The organism is Pseudomonas sp. YA1 (genome assembly GCF_058680555.1).
Map to the genome: position 1 here is coordinate 81,063 of NZ_JBZWBG010000001.1, position 20,124 is coordinate 101,186.

Consider the following 20,124-nt stretch of genomic DNA (forward strand, 5'->3'; position numbering starts at 1 on the left):
GGCCATGCCGCGCAAGGCAGCGATCTGGCGAAAGGTTCGAAGGGGGCCGGCGGACGGCTCAGCCCCGGGCGACTGTCAGGGACGACAGCCGCCGGCGACGCGGAAGGGCATTCGGAACGGCGGAGGTGGCGCGGCAAAGGCACGGTGGACCATGTTCAGCTCCTGGGGTCTATCTATGCTTATTACTAAATCGCATATTTTTCTAATTTGTTCTTTGTTGACGGAATAAGAGCTTGCATTTAAAACCAGCACATCCCGAACGGCAAATGCCTTTGTCCAATATTTCCAATGCCGGTAAAGCATCATGGATCTGCGCCAACTGCGTTACTTCATCGCCCTCGCCGAACACCGCAGTTTCGTTCGCGCGGCGGACGCCATGGGCATCACCCAGCCGGCCTTCAGCCGCAGCATCCAGGGCCTGGAGCAGGAGCTTGGCTGCCAGTTGGTGGACCGTGGCAGCAAGGACCTGCGCCCGACGCCGGAAGGCCAGGTGGTGCTGCAACACGCGCTGAGCCTGGTGCAGGGGTCGGCCAACCTGATCCACGAGATCGCCCAGTTGAACAAGCTGGATGCCGGCGAGCTGCGCTTCGGCAGCGGGCCGGCGCCGGCCCAGCAACTGGTGCCGGACGCGGTGGCCGACTTCATCAACCGCCACCCGCGGGTGCAGATCAGCCTGGACGTGGACAACTGGGAAAAGCTCAGCCGCGCCCTGCTCCGCGAAGAGATCGAATTCTTCGTCGCCGACATCCGCGACTTCGAGGCCGACCCGAACTTCCAGACGCGCCCGCTGACCCCGCGCCGCGGCCAGTTCTTCTGCCGTCCGCAACATCCGCTGCTGGGCAAGGACAGCCTGTCCACCAACGACCTGTTCAACTACCCGCTGGCCTCGACCCTGATTCCCCCGGGCATCCGCAAGCTGCTGGCGAACCTCAGCGGCAAGATCGACTTCGCCGCCAACATCCGCTGCGAGAACATGCACGCGCTGATCCGCATCGTCCGCCAGACCGACGCCATCGGCATCGCCAGCGACGAGACCCTGCGCCCCTACCTGCAGCGCGGCGAACTGCAACCGCTACAGTGGCGCAACCTGCCGCAGAACCTGGATAGCCTCAGCGCCCGCTGCGGCATCATCAGCCGCAGCGGCTACCGGCTTTCGGCGGCGGCCAAGGCGATGATCGAGACGCTGGTGGAACTGGACCAGGCACGCCACGCGGCGGCCTGAGCCGCCGCGCGGTTTCCCTTCTTCTACTGGAGTTTCGGCAACCCCAGCGCGCCGCGCAGTTCCTCGCGCACCGCGGCGAAGTCGGCGGCCACCGTCGGATCGGCCAGCAGGCTCGCCACCAGCGCCGCGGCGGCGGTCTGCCCGCCTTCCAGGTCGCTGGGGAAGTGCACGCCGGCCAGCACCCGGCTCTGCGCATGCTCCTCGGCGCGGGCGAAGAACGCATCGTGATGCTCCGGCACCAGCATGCTCAGCAGCGAGGCCTTGAAGTAGCTGTCCATGGTGTGGCCGCTGGGATAGGACTCCCCCTCCGGCGGCGGCAGCACTGGCTTCACCTTCGATGTCACTTCGTAGGGACGCGGGCGGGCGAAGTGCTTCTTCGCCGGCATCAGCACCTCGACCAGGTTTTCCTGGGCGCGGTTGAAGAAGCTCCGGGTCAGCGGCAGGCGTTCCTTGTCGAACGACGCGCCCAGCAGGTCGCCGGCGAAGGGGAAGACGTTGTCCTCCCACTGGTCGTGGGCGCGTACCCGGCGTACCTGTTCGGGCGTGCGCAGGCGTTGCGCCTCCAGCACCGCGCCGAGATCGGCGACGGCCGCAGCCGAGTCCGCCGCCGGCGGCGGCGGGAGGTAATCGGCCAGGCGCGGTGGGTGGGCCAGCGGATAGGGCGCGGCGGCGGTCTCCCCGAGACAAGACAGCGGTGCGAGCAGCGAAAGGCAGAGCAAGAGCGAAGGGCATAGGGTCTTGTTGTTCATGAAGCGTATTCCCTGAGGCGAGGTTGCATCGGGAGCCTAGGCTCCCACCCACGGCCGTTGCGGATGACGACCGACGCCACACTCTCCGTCGGTGACTTCCGAAATGCTTGACCCGGCCTGCCGTTGCACATGCCTGCCCCTGCCAATGGCAGGCCCCGGCAAAAGCCGAGGCAGGGAAACACAAGCGGCCTGCGGAGCGACTTCCGAGACTGCGCCCACCTGGCACTCAGGTGGGAGAAAACAATAAATGCAAAATCTCAAACGCGCTGTATTCGCCGGCCTGGTCGCCGGCACGCTTTCCGAAGGGGCGGCCGCGACGGCCGGGGATGGGGGCTTCGTCGAGGACAGCGAACTGCAGTTCCTCGCCCGCACCTACTACTTCAACCGCGACTACCGCGACAGCCCGAACAACGCCGGGCGCAACCGCTTCAAGCCCAGGAGCGAGCGCAACGGCTACCGCGAGGAAACCACCCAGGGCCTGCGCCTCCAGTTCGCCTCCGGCTACACGCCGGGCAGCCTCGGCTTCGGCCTCGACGCCCATGCCATGCTCGGCCTGCAACTGGACAGCGGCGGCGGCCGCACCGGCACCGGCAACCTGCCGGTCGGCGCCGACGGCCATCCCGACCATCGCTACGGCAAGGTCGGCGGCGCCCTCAGGCTACGCCACGGCGAAACCCGCCTGAAGTACGGCCAGACCACCACCAGCGCGCCGGTGTTCGCCGCCAGCAGCAACCGCACGCTGGCCGGCATGGCCTACGGCCTGCTGCTGGAGGACCGCTCGTTCGACGGGCTGCTGCTCGAGGGCGGGCGCTTCACCGCCGCCTCCGGCCCCGGCGAATCCAAGGTCCGCGGCGACATCAGCACCGTCTACGGACGCCTCGGCGCCTATCCGGTGCGCCTCGACGCGGTCGGCTTCCTCGGCGGTCAATGGCAGGCCACGGAGCGGCTGCAACTGTCGCTCTACGCCTCGCGCTTCGACGACATCTGGCAGCAGGCCTATTTCGGCGCCAGCCATCGCCAGCCGCTGGGCGGGGAGCGCGCACTGCGGGTCGACCTCGACGCCTACCGCACCCGCGACAGCGGCCAGAGCCGCTTCGGCCGCATCGACACCCTGGCCAGCTCCCTGGCCCTGGGCTACGAACAGGGACCGCAGCGCATCACCCTGGCCTACCAGCGTGTCCATGGCGAGCAGCCGTTCGACTACATGGCCTTCGGCGACGGGCGCTCCAGCGCGTCCATGGTACTGGCCAACTCGGTGGGCTACTCCGACTTCAACGGACCGGGCGAGCGTTCCTGGCAATTACGCTATGACCTGGACCTCGGCGCGCTCGGCCTGCCTGGGCTCAGCCTGCATGCGTTGCATGCCCGCGGCCGTGCCGGGGCCAGCGCCAGCAGTGCCGCCGAGAGCATCTACGCCGGACTCTACGGGCGTGACGGGCGGCACCGGGAAAGCGACCTCGGCTTCGCCTATCGGGTCAAGGCGGGCCCCCTCGCCGGCCTCGCGCTGCGCGCCTCGCAGGCCTGGCACCGGGGCAACGCGAGCTATCTCGACGGCGACATCGACGAAACCCGGCTGGTCGTCGATTACTCCCGCTCGATCTGGTGACGCCCCGGGCCGCGGCGCGGCGTCACTCCGCCGCTTGCGCCACGGCCTTGGCCTTCGCCAGCTTGCCGGCCGCCTCCAGCAGTTCCGGCGCGGCCCACTGCTCGGCGCTGAATTCGCGACGGATCAGGCCGAAACGCTTGGCCGCCTGGATCGAAGCATCCAGCCGGCCAAGGAAATCGGCGTCCAGGCGCGGCGACAGGGCGTCGCCCAGCTTGCGGCCACGGTACTCGCTCTGCAGGATCACCACCGGGTAGCTGGCCTGCTTCGACACCAGTTCGATGTAGGCGTCGCGGTTCTCCTCGCGGGCCAGCCAGTCCTGGGCCTGCAACTGCACCTTGAGCAGCCGCTCGGTGATGTCCGGATGGGCATCGACGAAAGCCCCGGAGCCGACCAGCAGCGCCTGCAGGGTCCCGGCGCCGTTCAGGTCGCGGGTGCTCAGCGGAATTTCCGCGAGCCCGCGGTCGCGCAGGGCGAACAGCCCGGCCAGGCCCCAGGTGGCATCGATCTGCCTGGCTGCGAGGGCGGACAGGGCGGCGCTGAAGTCGAGGTTGATCACCTTCAGGTCCTTCTCGCTGAGACCGACGCTGGCCAGGGCATTGTCGAACGACAGCTGGCTGGCGGTGCCACGGAAGATGCCTACGCGCTTGCCCTTGAGATCCTCCAGGGTCTTGATCCCGGAGCCCGGCTGCACGCCGAGATAGTGGTTGACCCCTCGCGCGGTAGCGGCCAGCAGGCGGCTGTCCAGGCCTCCGGACTTGCCGATGATCGCCGCCAGGTCGCCGAGGTAGGCGAAGTCCACCTGGCCGTTGGCGAACGCTTCGTTGACCACCGGACCGGCGCCCTTGAAGAAGCTCCATTTCACCGCGATGCCGTCGTTGGCGAACTCCTTCTCCAGCAACTGGCGGGTGTAGAGCACGTCGACCACGCCGCCACCCGAGTGCGAGCTGCCGGCGCTGACGTCCGGCACCGCGATGCGGATTTCCTTCGGCGGAGCGGCGCTCGCCAGCGGCACGTAGGCACCGAGCAGGCCGGCGAGGACAGGCGCGGCGAACAGACCGAGCAGGGAAGACGTAAGCGCTTTCATGGGGCGGCTCCTTGGAACGGGAAGAGAGGGATTCCCGCCGGGAGCGGGTGAGCGGCTAGCTATGCACAGCGGCGCCTCGAAAATAAATAATAAAAATTCATTTTTTTATAACCATAAGCAGCATGACAGGCCGCACGGGCCTCTCCGCGTCATATGCAGCCAGAGCATGGAAAATATTCTCCAAATGCATTTGCCGCTGCCTGGCGCCTTTCTTTAAATGACCCTTCTTAGCGAAAAAATGCATTGATGCGGCGATTTATATTCCCATGAAGAATATCGATAAAACCCTTTCGCCCGCCTGGAGCCGGCCCCTGCCGCGCCTGGCGCCGCCGACCTCCGCGGCTTTCGCCCGGCGCCTGGGGGACGGCCTGCTGCCCTGGTTGCTGCCGCTCGGGCTGGCGCTGCTGTGGTGGGTCGCCAGCCATCGCCACTGGATGTCGGCCCAGGTGCTGCCAACTCCCGAGCTGGTCTGGCAGAGCGCCCGCGAGTTGCTCGCCGGCGAACTCTGGAGCGAATTGGCGATCAGCCTGCGGCGCCTGGCCTGGGGCCTGCTCGCCGGGGTCGCCAGCGGCGCCGCGCTAGGCGCCTGGCTGGGCTTCAGTCCGCGTGCCGAGCGCCTGGTCTTCCCCACCTTCAGCGCCCTCGCGCAGATCCCCACGCTGGCCTGGATCCCGCTGTTCATGCTGTTCTTCGGCATCGGCGAACTGCTCAAGCTGGTGGTGCTGGTGAAAGCGGTCGTGGTGCCGGTGACCATCCATACCCTGGTCGGCGTGCGCGACGCCCAGCCCAAGCTGCGCGAAGCCGCCGCGGTGCTGCGCCTGCCGCCACGCCTGCTGGTCTGGCGGCTGATCCTGCCGGCGGCGCTGCCGGCCTTCCTCACCGGGCTGCGCCTGGCCCTGGCGCAGGGTTGGACCTCGCTGCTGGCGGTCGAGCTGCTGGCTTCCAGCGAGGGCATCGGCTACCTGATGGTGCAGGGCCGGCAACTGTTCATGCTCGACATCGTGTTCGTCTGCATCCTCGTCATCGGCCTGGTCGGGGTGGGCATGGACCGCGCCATCCAGTGGCTCGACCGCCGCCTGCTGCACTGGCCGCAAGCCGCCACCGGCGAATTCCGCCGGCGCCCGCCGGGACGCGGCTGGCAGCGCCTGCAGGTCTGGCTGCCGCCGCTGGCGCTGCTGCTCCTGTGGCAGTCGGCGAGCAGCGCCGAATGGGTCGATCCGGCGATCCTCGCCAGCCCTCTGGAAGTGGCGCGGGCGACCTGGAGCGGAGCGCTCGACGGCAGCCTCCCGGGCGCCCTGTTCGACAGCCTGAAGCGCACGCTCGGCGGCCTCCTGCTGGGCGGCGGCCTGGGTTTCCTCGGCGGCCTGCTGCTCGGCCTGTGGCGCCCGGCGGAACGCTTCTTCGGCCCCACTTTCGCGGCACTGCGGCAGGTGGCGATCTTCGCCTGGGTACCGCTGCTCACCGCCTGGTTCGGCCTGGGCGAACCGGCCAAGCTGACGTTCGTCGCAATCGCCGCCTTCTTCCCGCTGCTGCTGGCCACCCAGCGCGGCATCGCCAGCCTGCCGCCGAGCCTCGGCGAGGCGGCCCGGGTGCTGCGCCTGGGTCCCTGGCGACGGCTGCTCCGGCTGGTCCTGCCGGGTGCCGCCCCGTCGGTGTTCGCCGGCCTGCGCCTGGCGCTGATCTACGCCTGGCTGGGAACCATCGGCGCCGAGTACTTCATGCCCTCCGACGGCGGCATCGGCAGCCTGATGATCGGCGCCCAGCAACTGTTCCGCATGGACCTGATCGGTGCCGGCATGCTCCTGGTCGGCCTCACCGGCGCCCTGCTCAATGCTCTCGGCCAACGCATCGAAGCGCGCGCCACGCGCTGGAGACACGCATGAACGCACTCACCGCGCCCGCCACGGGCACCCCGCTGGTCAGCTTCCGCCAGGTGCGCAAGCACTTCGCCGTGGACGGCCGGCGACTGGAAGCGATCCAGCAGTTCGACCTGGAGATCGGCGAGGGCGAGTTCATTGCCATCGTCGGCGCCAGTGGCTGCGGCAAGTCGACCCTGCTGCGCCTGCTGATCGGCCTGGACCGCGACTACGACGGCGAGATCCGCGTCGACGGCCGGCCAATCGCCGGCATCGGCGGCGAACGCGGCATCGTGTTCCAGGAGCACCGCCTGTTCCCCTGGCTGACGGTGCAGCAGAACGTCGCCCTCGGCCTGGTCAACGAAGCCCTTGGCGAAACCGACAAGGCGGCGCGGATCGACGAATACATCCGCCTGGTCGGCCTGCACGGCTTCGAGCGTGCCTACCCGCACCAGTTGTCCGGCGGCATGGCCCAGCGCGTGGCGATCGCCCGCGGCCTGGTGGCCAGCCCGCGCCTGCTGCTGCTCGACGAGCCGTTCAGCGCCCTCGACGCACTGACCCGCCAGCAGTTGCAGGAAGAGTTGCTGGCGATCCGTCGGCGCACCCGCATCACCACCCTGCTGGTCACCCACGACGTCGAGGAGGCGCTCTACCTGGCCGACCGGGTGGTGGTGATGGAGCCGCGCCCGGGGCGGATCAGGCGGGTGGTCGAGGTGGACCTGGCGCACCCGCGCGAGCGCGGTGGCTTCGACTTCCTGCGCCAGCGCGAAGCGCTGCTGCACGAACTGACCGCCGACGGCGAGTACGTCGCGCCGCCGCCGCGACGGGTGGAAAACCTGCCCTTCGAATTCCTCGCTTGCTGAAAAGCCCCTTGCCCTGGCCCTTTCCCCCTGCGGGAAGGGCGGGGGCGAGGGCCCCACCCTCTCCTCCCATCCAGACGAGACCCGCGCATGAGCAAACGCCCCAACTTCCTGGTGATCGTCGCCGACGACCTGGGCTTCTCCGATATCGGCGCCTTCGGCGGCGAGATCGCCACGCCGAACCTCGACGCCCTGGCCATCGCCGGCCTGCGCCTGACCGACTTCCACACCGCCTCGACCTGCTCGCCGACCCGCTCGATGCTGCTCACCGGCACCGACCACCACATCGCCGGGATCGGCACCATGGCCGAGGCGCTGACCCCGGAACTGGCAGGCAAGCCGGGTTACGAAGGGCATCTCAACGAGCGCGTGGTGGCGCTGCCGGAGCTGCTCCGCGAGGCCGGCTACCAGACCCTCATGGCCGGCAAGTGGCACCTCGGTCTGAAGCCGGAACAGACGCCCCATGCACGCGGTTTCGAGCGTTCCTTCTCGCTGCTGCCGGGCGCCGCCAACCACTACGGCTTCGAGCCTCCCTACGACGAAAGCACTCCGCGCATCCTCAAGGGCACGCCGGCGCTCTACGTGGAAGACGAGCGCTACCTCGACACGCTGCCGGAGGGTTTCTATTCCTCCGATGCCTTCGGCGACAAGCTGCTGCACTACCTCAAGGAGCGCGACCAGAGCCGGCCGTTCTTCGCCTACCTGCCGTTCTCCGCGCCGCACTGGCCGCTACAGGCGCCGCGGGAGATCGTCGAGAAGTACCGCGGTCGCTACGACGCCGGTCCAGAAGCGCTGCGCCAGGAACGCCTGGCCCGGCTCAAGGAGCTGGGCCTGGTGGAAGCGGACGTCGAAGCCCATCCGGTGCTCGCCCTGAGCCGCGAGTGGGAGGCCCTGGAGGATGAGGAACGGGCGAAGTCGGCGCGGGCGATGGAGGTCTACGCGGCGATGGTCGAGCGCATGGACTGGAACATCGGCAGGGTCGTGGACTACCTGCGTCGGCAGGGCGAGCTGGACAACACCTTCGTCCTGTTCATGTCCGACAACGGCGCCGAAGGCGCCCTGCTGGAGGCCTTTCCGAAATTCGGCCCGGATTTGCTGGGCTTTCTCGACCGGCACTACGACAACAGCCTGGAGAACATCGGCCGCGCCAATTCCTACGTCTGGTATGGCCCGCGCTGGGCCCAGGCGGCCACCGCACCATCGCGCCTGTACAAGGCGTTCACCACCCAGGGCGGCATTCGCGTGCCGGCGCTGGTGCGCTACCCGCGGCTAAGCCGGCAGGGCGCGATCAGCCATGCCTTCGCCACGGTGATGGACGTCACCCCGACCCTCCTCGACCTCGCCGGTGTCCGCCACCCAGGCAAGCGCTGGCGCGGCCGCGAGATCGCCGAACCGCGCGGCAGGTCGTGGCTGGGCTGGCTTTCCGGCGAGACCGAGGCGGCCCACGACGAGAACACCGTGACCGGCTGGGAGCTGTTCGGCATGCGTGCGATCCGCCAGGGCGACTGGAAGGCGGTGTACCTGCCGGCCCCGGTGGGTCCGGCCACCTGGCAGCTCTACGACCTGGCCCGCGACCCGGGCGAGATCCACGACCTCGCTGACAGCCAGCCGGGCAAGCTGGCGGAGCTGATCGAGCATTGGAAGCGCTACGTCAGCGAAACCGGAGTGGTAGAAGGGGCTTCGCCGTTCCTGGTGCGGTGAACGCACCTCTCCCCGCCCTCTCCCTCCAGGGGGGCCTGGCCAGAAGGTCGGCGAGAGGGGCTACTTCGCCGGGCGGAACGAGGCGCCCCGGGTCAGGCCGAGAAACCGCCATCGATGGTCAGGCTGGCCCCGGTGATGTAGGCCGCTTCCGGCCCGGCCAGGTAGGCGACGAAGCTGGCGATTTCCTCGCTGCGGGCGTAGCGCGGCAGCGCCATCAGGCCCTTGAGGGTCTCGGCGAAGTCGCCGTCGTCCGGGTTCATGTCGGTATCCACCGGACCCGGCTGCACGTTGTTCACCGTGATCCCGCGCGGGCCGAGGTCGCGGGCCAGGCCCTTGGTCAGGCCGACCAGCGCCGACTTGCTCATCGCGTAGGTGGCACCGCCGGCGAACGGCATGCGTTCGGCATTGGTGCTGCCGATGCTGATCACCCGCCCGCCGTCGCCCATGTGCTTGACCGCCGCCTGGGTGGCGACGAAGACGCTGCGCACGTTGATCGCCAGGGTCCGCTCGAAGTCGGCCAGCGGCAGCTCTTCCACCGAACCGAGGGCGAGGACGGCGGCGTTGTTGACCAGGATGTCGATGCGTCCGAAGCGAGCCGCCGCTTCATCGACGGCGGCGACGAGCGCGGCCGCGTCGGCGCTATCGGCATGCAGGGCCAGGATGCTGGCTCCGGCGCCTTCGAGTTCGGCAGCCAGGGCCCGGGACTTGTCCGCCGAGCTGACGTAGGTGAAGGCGACGCTGGCGCCTTCGGCGGCCAGCCGGCGAACGATGGCGGCGCCGATGCCGCGGGAACCGCCCTGGACGAAGGCGACTTTGCCGGCGAGGGATGCAGAGGATACGGACATGGAAATCTCCATCGGAGTGGATAGACAGGCCCCGAGTTTCCGCCGTCCATTGCAGACCTGGTAGCGGGTAATCGCTATATTCAGCCGATACCAATGGTTTATGCGGGCCCTTTCCCATGGAAACCCTCAGCAACATCCAGTGCTTCGTCCGCAGCGCCGAGGCCGGCAGCTTCGCCGAGGCCGCCAGGCGCCTGGGCCTGACGCCGGCCGGGGTGGGCAAGAACGTCGCCCGCCTGGAAAGCAACCTCGGCGTGCGCCTGTTCCAGCGCAGCACCCGGCGCCTGACCCTGACCGAAGCCGGGGAGCGTTTCCTGCAAGAGGTCGGCGGCAGCCTGGAGGGCATCCAGACCGCTCTCGCCAACGTCTCCAGCGTCGGCAACCAACCCAGCGGCACGTTGAAGGTCAGCATGGGGCTGGCCTTCGGCCGCGACTACATCCTGCCGCTGCTCGGCGAGTTCCTCGAACGCTATCCCGACATCGTGCCCGACTGGCATTTCGACAATCGCCAGGTCGACCTCATCGGCGAAGGCTTCGACGCCGCCATCGGCGGCGGTTTCGAACTGCCTCCCGGGGTGGTGGCGCGCAACCTGACGCCGGGCCACCTGATCCTCCTCGCCTCGCCCGCCTACCTCCGCGACAAGCCGCCGATCCGCCATCCAGGCGACCTGGGCGGCTTCGACGGGATCCGCATCCGCTCGCCGCAGACCGGCCGCGTGCGCTCCTGGCCGCTGCGCCGGCGCAACGGCGAGGAGGCGCCGATCGAGCTGCGCGAACGCATGACCATGAGCGACCCGGAAGCCACCTGCGAGGTCGCCGCCATGGGCCTGGGCATCACCCTGGTATGCATGCAGCACGCCTATGCCTACCTGGAGTCCGGCGCCCTGGTGCGGGTCCTGCCGGACTGGTACGTCGACGCCGGCAACACCAGCCTCTACTACGCGGCGAACAAGCTGCTACCGGCCAAGACCCGGGTCTTCGTCGACTTCGTCGTCGACTACTTCCGCCGCCAGGACCTGGCCCGGCGCTTCTCCGCCTTCCCAACCGGCTAGCGCCAGCCATCCGTCGCTTCGGCAACCGGGAAAAGGCCCTGGCACCGGCCTCGCCGGAAAAACGGCAGTTTGACATTACCGATTGGGACTCTAGTTTTAGAAAACGCCGCCGACGAGCTTGGAAGGTGTCTTCCGCACGGTCCCGGGACCACCTGGAAGCCCTGCTCCGATCCGGCACATGGAGTGCAGCATGCGCGAGTCCCTCGGTGTTTCGTTACCATCCCGGCCCCTGCTGCTGAAGCTGGGCCTGCTTTCCCTACCCTGGGCGTTGTGCGCCGGGCTGCATACCGTCGGCCTCGGCGTCTGGCTGGCCCTGGCGCTCGGTTGGTTCGCCAGCCTGGCCATGCTCTTCCTCCTCCTGCGCGACCCTCGGCAAGCGGTAGCGAATGCCAGCCCGCAGGCGGATGCCGCTTCGCCGGCCTGGAGCGCGGCGCAACGGGCGCTCGCCGACGAAACCGCGCAACTGGACGGCCACGCCCGGCAGATCGATGAACTGCTGCATTCGGCGATCCGCCAGCTCAGCGACAGCTTCCACGGCCTCGCCGAACGCATCGATACCCAGCGCGGCCTGTCCCATTCGCTGATCGAGCGCTACGACGGGCGCGGCCAGGTCGACGAAGGCATCAACTTCCAGGACTTCGTCAGGACCACCCAGCAGACCCTCAGCCTGTTCGTCGAGGCTACCCTGGAAACCAGCCGGACCTCGCAGCAACTGGTGGAACGCATGGACCAGGTGCGCCTGAAGATCACCGAGATCCTGCAGTCGACCCAGGACATGGACGCCATCGCCAAGCAGACCAACCTGCTCGCCCTCAACGCCGCCATCGAGGCCGCCCGAGCCGGCGAGAGCGGCCGCGGCTTCGCCGTGGTCGCCGATGAAGTGCGCGCGCTGTCGACCCGCTCCACGGAGTTTTCCGCCGCCATCCGCAAGCACGTCGACGTGGTCCACCACGAGATCCAGGACGCCGAGAGCGCGATCTCGCAACTGGCCGACAAGGACATGTCCTTCGCCCTCGATTCCAAGCAGAAGATCCAGGGCATGCTCGATGACCTGGAGGCGATGAACCGGCACACCCTGAAGGTCATCCACGAACTGGACCGGCTCTCGCTGGAAGTCGGCCAGGGCGTCGATGCGGCGGTCACCGCCCTGCAATTCCAGGACATGGGCAGCCAGTTGCTCGGCCAGATGCGCAAGCACCATGCGCGTCTTGGCGCCTTCGCCCTCGGCCTCGGCGCGCTGGAGGCGCGGCCGCGCCAGGAATGGCCCGAACGGGTCGCGCGGGAGGTCGAGGAACTGCGCCGGCCCTTGCCCAGCCCGGTGAGCCAGAACAGCGTCAACGTGGGCGAAGTGGAATTGTTCTGAGGGGTATCGATAGCCAATCCGTCTAACCGGATAACTATCCGACGAGAAACCGGCGCCAATAATTGAAATCCACCGGACATTGTCTTTACTGGAACTAGCAAAGGGCCATCAGAGCCCTCCGTCACAGCCACCTGGCACACACCACCTTCGCCGCCGAACTTGGCGCTGCGGTAGGGACACCGTGAGGACGCAAGACCATGGGCAAACCGATTCTGATCGTCGACGACTCGGCGTCTATCCGCCAGATGCTGAGCTTCACCCTGAAGTCCGCCGGCTACGAGGTAGACGAGGCCGCGGACGGCAAGGAAGGCCTCGGCAAGGCCCAGAGCAAGAGCTACAGCCTGGTGTTCACCGACCAGAACATGCCGAACATGGACGGCCTATCGCTGATCCGCAGCCTGCGTAACCTGGCCGGCTACCGCAGCGTGCCGATCCTCATGCTGACCACCGAATCGAGCGACGCGATGAAGCAGCAGGGACGCAGCGCCGGCGCCACCGGCTGGCTGGTGAAGCCGTTCGACCCGCCGAAACTGCTCGAAGTGACGCGCAAGGTCCTGCCCTGATTCCCGTTCCCCCGCGGGGGAGGTCCCATGCCCCAGGATATGAGCCAGTTTCTCCAGGTGTTCTTCGAGGAAACCGAGGAACACCTGGCCACCCTCGAACTCCTCCTGATCGGTCTCGACCTGGACCGGCCGGACAGCGAGACGCTGCACGGCATCTTCCGCGCCGCGCATTCGATCAAGGGTTCCAGCGGAATGTTCGGTTTCGACGACATCACCGCCGTCACCCACGAACTGGAGACCCTGCTCGACCGCATCCGCTGCGGCCAGATGGGCCTGCGGCCGGACATGATCAGCTCCTTCCTCGAAGCCCGCGACGTACTGCAGCGCCTGCTCGACGCCCATCGCAGCGGTCGTCCCGACCCCGGGGTGCCGTTGCTGGAGACGGTCGAGCGGCTGCGCGGCTGGCTGCGGGCGCCGGAGCAGGAAGCGGCGGAGGAAGGCTTCGGCCTGTTCGACGACGCGCCCACCAGTCCCGCCAGGGAAACCGCGGACGACGATGCCTTCGGCTTCTTCGACGAAGGCCCGGGCGCTCCGGAACGAGCGGCCGCGCCGGAAGCGTTCGGGCTCTTCGACGAGGCGCCCGGCGCACCGGCCGCGAGCGAAGCGTTCGGCCTCTTCGATGACGCGCCGGGCTCCCCGCCTACGGAGGAACGCGCCTTCGGCCTGTTCGACGGCGCCCCCGGCAGCCCCGCCGCGCCCAGCGCGCCCGCGCAAGCCGTCGCCGCGCCGGCCAGGGGCGCAGTCGCGCCGGTGCGTGGCGACGGCGAGTCCGGCTCGATCCGGGTCAGCGTGGAAAAGATCGACAGCCTGATCAACCTGGTCGGCGAACTGGTGATCACCCAGGCCATGCTCGGCCAGCTCGGCGAGCAGCTCGATCCGAGCCACCACGAGCGCTTGCAGCACGCCCTGGCCCAGCTCGAACACAACACCCGCGACCTGCAGGAATCGGTGATGTCGATCCGCATGCTGCCGATCAACTTCATCTTCAGCCGCTTCCCCAGGCTGGTGCGCGACACCGCCACGCGCCTGGGCAAGCAGGTCGAGCTGCACCTGCACGGCGAGCACACCGAACTGGACAAGAGCGTGATCGAGAAACTCAGCGATCCGCTCACCCACATCGTCCGCAACAGCATCGACCACGGCATCGAAACACCCGCCGAACGCCTCGCCGCCGGCAAGCCGGCGAGCGGCACGGTGAAGCTCGCCGCCAGCCACCAGGGCGGCAGCGTGGTGGTGGAGGTTTCCGACGACGGTCGCGGCCTGTCGCGTCCGCGCATCCTCGCCAAGGCCCGCGAGCGCAACCTGCCGGTGCATGACGGGATGAGCGACGCCGAGGTCTGGCAACTGGTGTTCATGCCCGGCTTCTCCACCGCCGAGACGGTTACCGAGCTGTCCGGACGCGGCGTCGGCATGGACGTGGTGAAGCGCAACATCGGGGCCATGGGCGGGCGCATCGACATCGACTCGGCGCCCGGCATGGGCACTCGCATCGGCATCCGCCTGCCGCTGACCCTGGCGATCCTCGACGGCCTGATCGTCGCCGTCGAAGCGGTCAACTACGTGATTCCGCTGACCTACATCGTCGAGTCGTTGCAGGCGCGCAGCGACGACGTGCGGGGCCTCGGCGGCGAAGACAACGCGATGATCCGCGTGCGCGGCGAGTACCTGCCGCTGTTCAGCCTGCACGAGCTGTTGCGCATCGGCGGCGAAGCGCCGGCGCCGGAGCAGGGCATCGTGGTGATCCTCGAGTCCGAGGGGCGCAGCTTCGCCCTGCAGGTGGACGAACTGGTCGGCCAGCAGCAGGTGGTGATCAAGAGCCTGGAACAGAATTTCCGCCGCGTGGAGGGTATCGCCGGCGCCACCATCATGGGCGACGGCAGCGTCGCCCTGATTCTCGACGTCGATGCGCTGCCACGCCTGGCGGCGCGGGAGGACACCGCCGATGAACGGCACTGAGGCAAGCCAGGCGAACGGCCCGGCGCAGGAATACCTGACCTTCACCCTGGGCCGCGAGGAGTACGCCATCGACATCCTCCGCGTGCAGGAGATCCGCGGCTACGACCAGGTCACCGCGATCGCCAACGCGCCGCCCTTCATCAAGGGCGTGATCAACCTGCGCGGGGCGATCGTGCCGATCGTCGACCTGCGCATCAAGTTCCACCTCGCCGAGGTCACCTACGACCCGTTCACCGTGGTGATCATCCTCAACATCGGCCGGCGCATCGTCGGCGTGGTGGTGGACTCGGTATCCGACGTGATCGCCCTGGGCGGCGACGCGATCAGGCCGCCGCCGGAGTTCGGCGCCAGCTTCGACACCGAATACCTGCTCGGCCTGGCCACCGCGGGCGAGCGCATGTTGATCCTGGTGGACATCGAAAGACTGATGACCAGCCGCGAAATGGCGCTGGTCGACGAAGCCGCGGCCTGAGCGGCGCCAACGAGGGATAGGCAGGGGATATCGAAATGGGTCTGTTCAATGCACATGCGGTGGCGCAGCAACGCGCCGACCGGATCGCCACGCTCCTCCAGTCGTTCGCCGACGGCCAGCTCGACACCGCCGTCGGCGAGGCCCCGGCGCCCGGCTACGAGCGTCTCTACGACAGCCTGCGGGCGCTGCAGCGGCAACTGCGCGAACAACGCGCCGAACTCCAGCAGGTGGAAAGCCTGGAGGCGGGGCTGGCGGAGATGAGCCGCCAGCACGAAGCCGGCTGGATCGACCAGACGATTCCCGCCGAACGCCTGGAAGGTCGCGCGGCGCGCATCGCCAAGGGCGTCAACGAACTGGTGGCCGCGCACATCGCGGTGAAGATGAAGGTGGTCAGCGTGGTCACCGCCTACGGCCAGGGCAACTTCGAGCCGCTGATGGACCGCCTGCCGGGCAAGAAGGCGCAGATCACCGAAGCCATCGACGGCGTTCGCGAGCGCCTGCGCGGGGCCGCCGAGGCGACCTCGGCGCAACTGGCCACGGCGGCCTACAACGCGCGGATCAAGAGCGCGCTGGACAACGTCTCGGCCAACGTGATGATCGCCGACAACGACCTCAACATCATCTACATGAACCGCACCGTCAGCGAGATGCTCGGCCGCGCCGAAGCGGATATCCGCAAGCAACTGCCGAACTTCGACGCCGGCCGCCTGATGGGCGCCAACATCGACGTGTTCCACAAGAACCCGGCGCACCAGCGGCACCTGCTGGCCAACCTCACCGGCGTGCACAAGGCCGAGCTCAACCTCGGCGGCCGGCGCTTCTCCCTCGACGTGGTGCCAGTGTTCAACGACGCCAACGAACGCCTCGGCTCCGCCGTGCAATGGACCGACCGCACCGAGGAACACCGCGCCGAGCAGGAAGTCTCGCAACTGGTGCAGGCGGCGGCCGCCGGCGACTTCAGCAAGCGCGTCGAGGAGGCCGGCAAGGAAGGCTTCTTCCTCAGGCTGGCGAAGGACCTGAACAGCCTGGTGGATACCGCCGACCGCGGCTTGCGCGACGTCTCGCGGATGCTCGGGGCGCTGGCCCAGGGCGACCTCACCCAGCGCATCGAGGCCGACTACCAGGGCACCTTCGGCCAGCTCAAGGACTTCTCCAACGAGACCGCGCTGAGCCTGTCGCGGATGCTCGGACAGATTCGCGAGGCCGCCGATACCATCAACACCGCCGCCAGCGAGATCGCCAGCGGCAACGCCGAACTGTCGGCGCGCACCGAGCAGCAGGCGTCGAGCCTGGAGGAAACCGCCTCGAGCATGGAAGAACTGACCAGCACGGTGAAGCTCAACGCCGAGAATGCCCGCCAGGCCAACTCGCTGGCGGCCAATGCCTCGGAAGTGGCGACCCAGGGCGGCACCGTGGTGCAGAAGGTGGTCAGCACCATGTCCTCGATCAACGAGTCGGCGCGCAAGATCGCCGACATCATCGGGGTGATCGACGGCATCGCCTTCCAGACCAACATCCTCGCCCTCAACGCCGCGGTCGAGGCAGCCCGCGCCGGCGAGCAGGGCCGCGGCTTCGCGGTGGTCGCCGGGGAAGTGCGCACCCTCGCCCAGCGTTCCGCCGCCGCGGCCAAGGAGATCAAGACGCTGATCTCCGACTCGGTGGACAAGGTGGAGAACGGCAACACCCTGGTGGCCCAGGCCGGACAGACCATGAGCGACATCGTGGTAGCGATCCGCCGGGTCACCGACATCATGTCGGAGATCGCCGCCGCCTCCGCCGAGCAGAGCACCGGCATCGAAGAGGTGAACAGCGCGGTCTCGCAGATGGACGACATGACCCAGCAGAACGCCGCGCTGGTGGAGGAAGCCGCGGCCGCCGCCGAGGCCATGCAGGAGCAGGCGGGCCTGCTCAACCAGTCGGTGGCGGTGTTCAGGCTGGACACTCCGCCGAGCGTGGTCCAGCTCGCCAGCGCGCGGCCGTCTGCGCCACGCCCCAGCGCGCCGGCGCCGCTGGCCCGCAGCGGCATGGCGCGGGCCAGCAAGGCGCGCAAGGAAGACGGCTGGGAAGAGTTCTGAGACCACGCCGCGCCTCCGCCAGGCGGAGGGCGGCAAGCCCTTAGGGTCGACCAGGGAAACCCGACGCCAATGCCCACCTCCACGCCTTCGCCGGTGTTCGGCAACCAGGAGTTCCACTACACCCGCGAGGACTTCCAGCAAGTACGCGAGCGGCTCTACCGGCTGACCGGCATCAGCCTGGCCGAGAGCAAGGCGCAACTGGTCTATAGCCGCCTCTCGCGGCGCCTGCGCCTGCTGCGGCTCGGCAGCTTCGCCGAATATTTCACCCACCTCGACCGCGAGCCGGGCGAGCAGCAGTTGTTCGTCAACGCGCTGACCACCAACCTCACCGCATTCTTCCGCGAACGCCACCACTTCCCCCTGCTCGCCGACCTCGCCCGCCGCCAGTTGCAGCGGCATCGCCCGCTGCGCATCTGGTCGGCGGCGGCGAGCACCGGCGAGGAACCCTATTCGATCGCCATCACCCTGGTGGAGGCGCTGGGCAGCTTCGATCCGCCGGTGAAGATCGTCGCCTCGGACATCGACACCGGGGTGCTCGACTGCGCCCGCCTGGGCGTCTATCCGCTGGAACGCCTGGAGCAGATGCCGGCGCCGCTGAAGAAACGCTTCTTCCTCCGTGGCACCGGGCCCAACGCCGGCAAGGCGCGGGTGGTGGAGGAACTGCGGCAACTGGTGGAGTTCCGCCAGATCAACCTGCTGGAGGCAGACTGGTCGATCGCCGGGGAACTCGACGCGATCTTCTGCCGCAACGTGATGATCTACTTCGACAAGCCGACCCAGACCCGCCTGCTGGAACGCATGGTGGCCCTGCTGCGGCCGGAGGGCCTGTTCTTCGCCGGGCATTCGGAGAACTTCGTCCACGCCAGCCACCTGGTGCGCTCCGTCGGCCAGACCGTCTACAGCCCGGCCTGATCGCGATGAATCTCCAGGCCCGGGAAGGCGCGCCGCTGAACCGCTACTACGATCCGTACTTCGCCTGCGATGCGGTGAAGCTGTTGCCCGGCGAGTACTTCGCCAGCGGCGAAGACCTGGTGATCGTCACCGTGCTCGGCTCCTGCGTCTCGGTGTGCCTGCGCGACCCGCTCAACGGCATCGCCGGGATGAACCACTTCATGCTCCCCGAGCGCGGCCTCGGCGGCGACCCGGCCTCGCCGTCGGCGCGCTACGGCAGCCACGCCATGGAACTGCTGATCAACCGCATGCTGGCCCTCGGCGCCAACCGCGAGCGCCTGCAGGCCAAGGTCTTCGGCGGCGGCTCGGTACTGCGCCAGATCAGCGCCGCCATCGGCCAGCGCAACGTCGAGTTCACCCTCGACTACCTGGCCACCGAGCGTATCCCGCTGCTCGCCAGCGACGTGCTGGAGGCCTTCCCGCGCAAGATCTACTTCTTCCCGCGCAATGGCCGGGTCCTGGTGAAGTCCCTGGTGGAGCTGAAGAACGACACCGTGCTGCAGCGTGAACGCGACTACCGCCGCCGTATCGATCGCAACGCGGACGGCGGCCCCATCGACCTGTTCTGACTCTCCGGGAGAGCCCGCCATGCCCATCAGTGTCCTGGTCGTCGACGATTCCGCCCTGATCCGCAGCCTGCTCAAGGAGATCATCCAGGCCGACCCGGAGCTACGCCTGGTCGGCTGTGCGCCGGACGCCTTCGTCGCCCGCGACCTGATCAAGCAGCACGCGCCGGACGTGATCAGCCTCGACGTGGAAATGCCGCGGATGGACGGCCTGACCTTCCTCGACAAGCTGATGAAGGCGCGGCCGACCCCGGTGCTGATGATCTCCTCGCTCACCGAGCGCGGTTCCGAAGCCACCCTGCGCGCGCTGGAACTGGGCGCGGTGGACTTCATCGCCAAGCCCCGGCTGGGCATCGCCGAAGGCATGCAGGCCTATGCCGAGGAAATCCGCGCCAAGCTCAAGACCGTCGCCCGCGCCCGCCTGCGCCGCCGTGCGGCGGACGCGCCGGCGCCGCCGGAAAGCGCAGCGCCGCTGCTCAGCACCGAGAAGATCATCGCCCTCGGCGCCTCCACCGGCGGCACCGAGGCGCTCAAGGAAGTGCTGCTCGGCCTGCCGGCGCACAGTCCCGGGGTGGTCATCACCCAGCACATGCCTCCCGGCTTCACCCGCAGCTTCGCCGAGCGCCTGGATCGCCTGACCCGGCTCAGCGTCAGCGAAGCGCGCGACGGCGACCGCATACTGCCCGGCCACGCCCTGGTCGCGCCGGGCGACCACCACATGGAGGTGCAGCGCTCCGGCGCCAACTACGTGGTGCGTTTGAACCGCCAGGCGCAGGTCAACGGCCACCGCCCGGCAGTGGACGTGATGTTCGAGTCGCTGGCTCGCTGCGCCGGGCGCAACCTGCTCGCCGGCCTGCTCACCGGCATGGGCAAGGACGGCGCGCGCGGGCTCCTGGCGATCCGCCAGGCCGGCGGCTACACCCTGGCCCAGGACGAGGCTACCTGCGTGGTCTACGGCATGCCCCGCGAAGCGGTGGAACTGGGCGCCGCGGAAGACGTGCTGCCGCTCGAACGGATCGCCGCCGCGCTGCTCCAGCAAGCCGCCCGGCGCGGCAGCGGCAACCGCCTCTGAGCGGGATCCTGGCCGGCCCGCTGCGCTTTTTCGCCGCCCCCCGCAACCTCCCCCGCCGAGACCCCGCCGACGACAGGCCCGAACCACGGGCCTTTGCCTGCTCGCCATCATTGTGACGTCAAATTAATGGCGAA

17 protein-coding genes are annotated in these 20,124 nt (G+C 68.4%); 14 read left to right on the forward strand and 3 right to left on the reverse strand.

Going from position 1 to position 20,124, the window contains the following annotated elements; genetic code table 11:
* The first annotated feature begins 304 nt into the window (after positions 1–304).
* A complete protein-coding gene (locus AC4OR5_RS00380) occupies positions 305–1,222 on the forward strand; it encodes a LysR family transcriptional regulator (RefSeq protein WP_003110978.1) in 918 nt (305 codons plus the stop codon).
* Between the two features lie 23 nt (positions 1,223–1,245).
* Here AC4OR5_RS00380 and AC4OR5_RS00385 read toward each other — a convergent pair whose 3' ends face one another.
* Positions 1,246–1,971 carry an acid phosphatase gene (locus AC4OR5_RS00385; protein WP_015502149.1) on the reverse strand — a complete coding sequence of 242 codons (726 nt, stop codon included), beginning with the start codon at positions 1,969–1,971 and terminating at the stop codon, positions 1,246–1,248.
* A 247-nt stretch (positions 1,972–2,218) separates the two neighbouring features.
* Here AC4OR5_RS00385 and AC4OR5_RS00390 point away from each other — a divergent pair, with 247 nt between their 5' ends.
* Positions 2,219–3,577, forward strand: a complete 1,359-nt coding sequence (locus AC4OR5_RS00390) for an OprD family porin (RefSeq protein ID WP_023107558.1) — start codon at positions 2,219–2,221, stop codon at positions 3,575–3,577.
* A gap of 22 nt (positions 3,578–3,599) precedes the next feature.
* Here AC4OR5_RS00390 and AC4OR5_RS00395 read toward each other — a convergent pair whose 3' ends face one another.
* Positions 3,600–4,661, reverse strand: a complete 1,062-nt coding sequence (locus AC4OR5_RS00395; protein WP_003112655.1) for an ABC transporter substrate-binding protein — start codon at positions 4,659–4,661, stop codon at positions 3,600–3,602.
* 266 nt (positions 4,662–4,927) lie between these two features.
* Between AC4OR5_RS00395 and AC4OR5_RS00400 the strand changes: the two genes are divergently transcribed.
* From AC4OR5_RS00400 to atsA, 3 genes are all read left to right on the forward strand, one after another.
* On the forward strand, positions 4,928–6,544 hold the full coding sequence (locus tag AC4OR5_RS00400; RefSeq protein ID WP_079992386.1) for an ABC transporter permease: 1,617 nt from the start codon (positions 4,928–4,930) through the stop codon (positions 6,542–6,544).
* Positions 6,541–7,380: an ABC transporter ATP-binding protein gene (locus tag AC4OR5_RS00405; RefSeq protein ID WP_003128394.1), complete on the forward strand. Its 840-nt coding sequence runs from the start codon at positions 6,541–6,543 to the stop codon at positions 7,378–7,380. The genes AC4OR5_RS00400 and AC4OR5_RS00405 overlap by 4 nt, the downstream gene beginning before the upstream one ends.
* An 87-nt stretch (positions 7,381–7,467) precedes the next feature.
* Positions 7,468–9,078 (forward strand): arylsulfatase AtsA, encoded by a 1,611-nt coding sequence (gene atsA, locus AC4OR5_RS00410; protein ID WP_058159903.1) that lies wholly within the window; start codon positions 7,468–7,470, stop codon positions 9,076–9,078.
* 92 nt (positions 9,079–9,170) lie between these two features.
* Here atsA and AC4OR5_RS00415 read toward each other — a convergent pair whose 3' ends face one another.
* Positions 9,171–9,923 (reverse strand): 3-oxoacyl-ACP reductase family protein, encoded by a 753-nt coding sequence (locus AC4OR5_RS00415; protein WP_003083953.1) that lies wholly within the window; start codon positions 9,921–9,923, stop codon positions 9,171–9,173.
* 116 nt (positions 9,924–10,039) lie between these two features.
* On the opposite strand from AC4OR5_RS00415, the gene AC4OR5_RS00420 reads away from it, so the two are divergent.
* The 9 genes from AC4OR5_RS00420 (at position 10,040) to AC4OR5_RS00460 (ending at position 19,990) form a co-directional block, all read left to right on the forward strand.
* A complete protein-coding gene (locus AC4OR5_RS00420) occupies positions 10,040–10,972 on the forward strand; it encodes a LysR family transcriptional regulator (RefSeq protein ID WP_003083951.1) in 933 nt (310 codons plus the stop codon).
* Between the two features lie 343 nt (positions 10,973–11,315).
* Complete coding sequence (locus tag AC4OR5_RS00425; protein ID WP_373420548.1) at positions 11,316–12,335, forward strand: methyl-accepting chemotaxis protein; 1,020 nt, start codon at positions 11,316–11,318, stop codon at positions 12,333–12,335.
* Positions 12,336–12,532: 197 nt separating this feature from the next.
* Positions 12,533–12,898: a response regulator gene (locus tag AC4OR5_RS00430; RefSeq protein WP_003083943.1), complete on the forward strand. Its 366-nt coding sequence runs from the start codon at positions 12,533–12,535 to the stop codon at positions 12,896–12,898.
* Positions 12,899–12,925: 27 nt separating this feature from the next.
* The gene (locus AC4OR5_RS00435) at positions 12,926–14,854 is read left to right on the forward strand and encodes a chemotaxis protein CheA (protein ID WP_014603476.1); all 1,929 of its coding nucleotides are present in this window, start codon (positions 12,926–12,928) and stop codon (positions 14,852–14,854) included.
* Positions 14,841–15,326 carry a chemotaxis protein CheW gene (locus AC4OR5_RS00440; protein ID WP_003083938.1) on the forward strand — a complete coding sequence of 162 codons (486 nt, stop codon included), beginning with the start codon at positions 14,841–14,843 and terminating at the stop codon, positions 15,324–15,326. Before AC4OR5_RS00435 ends, AC4OR5_RS00440 begins: the two co-directional genes overlap by 14 nt.
* Positions 15,327–15,361: 35 nt before the next feature.
* Entirely contained in the window at positions 15,362–17,401 is a 2,040-nt protein-coding gene (aer2, locus tag AC4OR5_RS00445) for an aerotaxis transducer Aer2 (RefSeq protein ID WP_003123817.1), read from the forward strand.
* A gap of 69 nt (positions 17,402–17,470) precedes the next feature.
* Positions 17,471–18,313, forward strand: a complete 843-nt coding sequence (locus AC4OR5_RS00450; RefSeq protein ID WP_023091475.1) for a CheR family methyltransferase — start codon at positions 17,471–17,473, stop codon at positions 18,311–18,313.
* A gap of 5 nt (positions 18,314–18,318) precedes the next feature.
* The gene (gene cheD, locus AC4OR5_RS00455; RefSeq protein WP_003137051.1) at positions 18,319–18,921 is read left to right on the forward strand and encodes a chemoreceptor glutamine deamidase CheD; all 603 of its coding nucleotides are present in this window, start codon (positions 18,319–18,321) and stop codon (positions 18,919–18,921) included.
* Positions 18,922–18,940: 19 nt separating this feature from the next.
* Positions 18,941–19,990: a protein-glutamate methylesterase/protein-glutamine glutaminase gene (locus AC4OR5_RS00460; RefSeq protein WP_003083922.1), complete on the forward strand. Its 1,050-nt coding sequence runs from the start codon at positions 18,941–18,943 to the stop codon at positions 19,988–19,990.
* Positions 19,991–20,124 lie beyond the last annotated feature (134 nt).

Coding starts and splice junctions, on each gene's coding strand:
- AC4OR5_RS00430 (WP_003083943.1), top strand. CDS start 12,533: ATGGGCAAACCGATTCTGATCGTCGACGACTCGGCGTCTATCCGCCAG.
- AC4OR5_RS00390 (WP_023107558.1), top strand. CDS start 2,219: ATGCAAAATCTCAAACGCGCTGTATTCGCCGGCCTGGTCGCCGGCACG.
- AC4OR5_RS00385 (WP_015502149.1), bottom strand. CDS start 1,971: ATGAACAACAAGACCCTATGCCCTTCGCTCTTGCTCTGCCTTTCGCTG.
- cheD (WP_003137051.1), top strand. CDS start 18,319: ATGAATCTCCAGGCCCGGGAAGGCGCGCCGCTGAACCGCTACTACGAT.
- AC4OR5_RS00400 (WP_079992386.1), top strand. CDS start 4,928: ATGAAGAATATCGATAAAACCCTTTCGCCCGCCTGGAGCCGGCCCCTG.
- AC4OR5_RS00405 (WP_003128394.1), top strand. CDS start 6,541: ATGAACGCACTCACCGCGCCCGCCACGGGCACCCCGCTGGTCAGCTTC.
- AC4OR5_RS00420 (WP_003083951.1), top strand. CDS start 10,040: ATGGAAACCCTCAGCAACATCCAGTGCTTCGTCCGCAGCGCCGAGGCC.
- aer2 (WP_003123817.1), top strand. CDS start 15,362: ATGGGTCTGTTCAATGCACATGCGGTGGCGCAGCAACGCGCCGACCGG.
- AC4OR5_RS00415 (WP_003083953.1), bottom strand. CDS start 9,923: ATGTCCGTATCCTCTGCATCCCTCGCCGGCAAAGTCGCCTTCGTCCAG.
- AC4OR5_RS00380 (WP_003110978.1), top strand. CDS start 305: ATGGATCTGCGCCAACTGCGTTACTTCATCGCCCTCGCCGAACACCGC.
- AC4OR5_RS00450 (WP_023091475.1), top strand. CDS start 17,471: ATGCCCACCTCCACGCCTTCGCCGGTGTTCGGCAACCAGGAGTTCCAC.
- atsA (WP_058159903.1), top strand. CDS start 7,468: ATGAGCAAACGCCCCAACTTCCTGGTGATCGTCGCCGACGACCTGGGC.
- AC4OR5_RS00395 (WP_003112655.1), bottom strand. CDS start 4,661: ATGAAAGCGCTTACGTCTTCCCTGCTCGGTCTGTTCGCCGCGCCTGTC.
- AC4OR5_RS00435 (WP_014603476.1), top strand. CDS start 12,926: ATGCCCCAGGATATGAGCCAGTTTCTCCAGGTGTTCTTCGAGGAAACC.
- AC4OR5_RS00440 (WP_003083938.1), top strand. CDS start 14,841: ATGAACGGCACTGAGGCAAGCCAGGCGAACGGCCCGGCGCAGGAATAC.
- AC4OR5_RS00460 (WP_003083922.1), top strand. CDS start 18,941: ATGCCCATCAGTGTCCTGGTCGTCGACGATTCCGCCCTGATCCGCAGC.
- AC4OR5_RS00425 (WP_373420548.1), top strand. CDS start 11,316: ATGCTCTTCCTCCTCCTGCGCGACCCTCGGCAAGCGGTAGCGAATGCC.